Genomic DNA, 3,368 nt, shown 5'->3' with positions numbered 1-3,368 from the left:
ACTTTGTTTCTGGTGTGGTGTTTGAGAACTGTAGAGTGGATGCGAGCATCTTTGTGGTCAAGTTGTTAAGGGCACATGGTGGATGTCTTGGCTTCAGGAGCCGATGAAGGACGTAGGAGGCTGCGATAAGCCTCGGGGAGCTGTCAACCGAGCTGTGATCCGAGGATTTCCGAATGGGGAAACCCAGCACCAGTGATGTGGTGTTACCCGCCGGTGAATATATAGCCGGTGTGGAGGGAACGCGGGGAAGTGAAACATCTCAGTACCCGTAGGAAGAGAAAACAAAAGTGATTCCGTGAGTAGTGGCGAGCGAAAGCGGAAGAGGCTAAACCGTTTGCATGTGATACCTGTCAGGGGTTGTGTAGACGGTGTTGTGGGACCCGCCTTGAAGAGACTGACATTTCTTCGGGATGGCGCATGTGTTAGTGGAACGCCTTGGGATGGGCGACCGGAGTGGGTGAGAGTCCCGTACGCGAAAACGCATGTTGTTGTTCTTGGTGGTGTTCCCGAGTAGCAGCGAGCTCGTGGAATTTGCTGTGAATCTGCCGGGACCACCCGGTAAGCCTAAATACTTCCTGAAGACCGATAGCGGACGAGTACCGTGAGGGAAAGATGAAAAGTACCCCGGGAGGGGAGTGAAAGAGTACCTGAAACCGTGTGCCTACAAGCCGTCAGAGCCTATGGGTGATGGCGTGCCTTTTGAAGAATGAGCCTGCGAGTTAGTGCTGCGTGGCGAGGTTAACCCGTGTGGGGTAGCCGTAGCGAAAGCGAGTCTGAATAGGGCGTTTGAGTCGCGTGGTCTAGACCCGAAGCGGAGTGATCTACCCATGGCCAGGGTGAAGCGTCGGTAAGACGTCGTGGAGGCCCGAACCCACCAGGGTTGAAAACCTGGGGGATGAGCTGTGGGTAGGGGTGAAAGGCCAATCAAACTCCGTGATAGCTGGTTCTCCCCGAAATGCATTTAGGTGCAGCGTCGCGTGTTTCTTGTTGGGGGTAGAGCTACTGGATGGTCTAGGGGCCTTACCGGGTTACCGAAATCAACCAAACTCCGAATACCAATAAGTGAGAGCGCGGCAGTGAGACGGCGGGGGATAAGCTTCGTCGTCGAGAGGGAAACAGCCCAGAACACCAGCTAAGGCCCCTAAGTGTGTGCTCAGTGGGAAAGGATGTGGGATTGCCCAGACAACCAGGAGGTTGGCTTAGAAGCAGCCACCCTTGAAAGAGTGCGTAATAGCTCACTGGTCAAGTGGTCCTGCGCCGACAATGTAGCGGGGCTTAAGCACACCGCCGAAGCTGTGTCATTGACACAATAGATCCGCTCAACCTTTCGGGGTTGTGTGTAGTCGTGTTGATGGGTAGGGGAGCGTCCTGCATCCAGTGAAGCCGTGGCGGAAGCTAGCGGTGGAGGGTGTGGGAGTGAGAATGCAGGCATGAGTAGCGAATGCAGAGTGAGAAACTCTGCCGCCGGATGACCAAGGGTTCCTGGGCCAGGCTAATCCGCCCAGGGTAAGTCGGGACCTAAGGCGAGGCCGACAGGCGTAGTCGATGGACAACGGGTTGATATTCCCGTACCCGAGCATGTGCGCCCATGATGAGGCAGTTGATACTAACCACCCAAAGCGCATGGTGAAGTCTTCGGATGGAGCTGTGTTGTGGAGCGTGGGATCTGATTCTGTAGTAGTCAAGCGATGGGGTGACGCAGGAAGGTAGCTCCGCCAGGCGATGGTTGTCCTGGTGTAAGCGTGTAGGCCGGAACATAGGCAAATCCGTGTTCCATATAGGCTGAGACGTGATGCGTAGCCGTTTGAGGCGAAGAGGGTGATCCTATGCTGCCGAGAAAAGCCTCTAGTGAGTGCATGCACGGCCCGTACCCCAAACCAACACAGGTGGTCAGGTAGAGAATACCAAGGCGATCGGGTGAACTGTGGTTAAGGAACTCGGCAAAATGCCCCCGTAACTTCGGGAGAAGGGGGGCCAAACACCTTGAAGTCCTTCGCGGACTAGGGGTGGGTGGCCGCAGAGACCAGCGGAAAGCGACTGTTTACTAAAAACACAGGTCCATGCGAAGTCGCAAGACGATGTATATGGACTGACGCCTGCCCGGTGCTGGAACGTTAAGAGGACCGGTTAATCCCTTCGGGGGTGAAGCTGAGAATTTAAGCGCCAGTAAACGGCGGTGGTAACTATAACCATCCTAAGGTAGCGAAATTCCTTGTCGGGTAAGTTCCGACCTGCACGAATGGCGTAACGACTTTCCGGCTGTCTCAACCACAGGCCCGGCGAAATTGCACTACGAGTAAAGATGCTCGTTACGCGCGGCAGGACGGAAAGACCCCGGGACCTTTACTATAGTTTGGTATTGGTTTTCGGTTCGGCTTGTGTAGGATAGGTGGGAGACTGTGAAGCGGTGACGCTAGTTACTGTGGAGTCAATGTTGAAATACCACTCTGGTCGAATTGGGAATCTGAACCTCGGGCCATGATCTGGTTCAGGGACAGTGCCTGATGGGTAGTTTAACTGGGGCGGTTGCCTCCTAAAGAGTAACGGAGGCGCCCAAAGGTTCCCTCAGCCTGGTTGGCAATCAGGTGTTGAGTGCAAGTGCACAAGGGAGCTTGACTGTGAGACAGACATGTCGAGCAGGGACGAAAGTCGGGACTAGTGATCCGGCACCACCTGGTGGAAGGGGTGTCGCTCAACGGATAAAAGGTACCCCGGGGATAACAGGCTGATCTTGCCCAAGAGTCCATATCGACGGCATGGTTTGGCACCTCGATGTCGGCTCGTCGCATCCTGGGGCCGGAGTAGGTCCCAAGGGTTGGGCTGTTCGCCCATTAAAGCGGCACGCGAGCTGGGTTTAGAACGTCGTGAGACAGTTCGGTCCCTATCCGCCGCGCGCGTAGGATACTTGAGGAAGGCTGTCCCTAGTACGAGAGGACCGGGACGGACGAACCTCTGGTGTGCCAGTTGTCCCGCCAGGGGCATGGCTGGTTGGCCACGTTCGGAAGGGATAACCGCTGAAGGCATCTAAGCGGGAAGCCTGTTCCAAGATGAGGTATCCCACCCCATGTGGGTTAAGGCCCCCAAGAGACGATTGGGTTGATAGGCCAGAAATGGAAGCACAGTAATGTGTTGTTGAGTTGACTGGTACTAATAGGCCGAGGACTTGCCTACAAAGATGTTACGCATCCACTCTACGGTTCTGAAACACCACGCGTGTTTCATAGTGTTTCGGTGGTTATAGCGCCAGGGAAACGCCCGGTCCCATTCCGAACCCGGAAGCTAAGCCTGGTAGCGCCGATGGTACTGCAACCGAAGGGTTGTGGGAGAGTAGGACGCCGCCGAACTAAATGTCAGGGTTAGGCCCCGGT

The 3,368-nt window shown here is 55.4% G+C and carries 2 rRNA genes; both read left to right on the top strand.

Features of this window, described 5'->3' with window-relative positions:
* Positions 1-55 precede the first annotated feature (55 nt).
* A 23S ribosomal RNA gene (locus tag AB0H62_RS51205) occupies positions 56-3,171 on the top strand.
* A gap of 56 nt (positions 3,172-3,227) precedes the next feature.
* Positions 3,228-3,344 (top strand): 5S ribosomal RNA (gene rrf / locus AB0H62_RS51200).
* The last annotated feature ends 24 nt before the right edge of the window (positions 3,345-3,368 follow it).

Origin of the sequence: Amycolatopsis sp. NPDC050768, from assembly GCF_040654155.1 — a bacterium.
GTDB lineage: Bacteria > Actinomycetota > Actinomycetes > Mycobacteriales > Pseudonocardiaceae > Amycolatopsis.
Note: the sequence above shows the minus strand (reverse complement) of the source record. Positions and strands in the feature narration are given on the sequence as shown.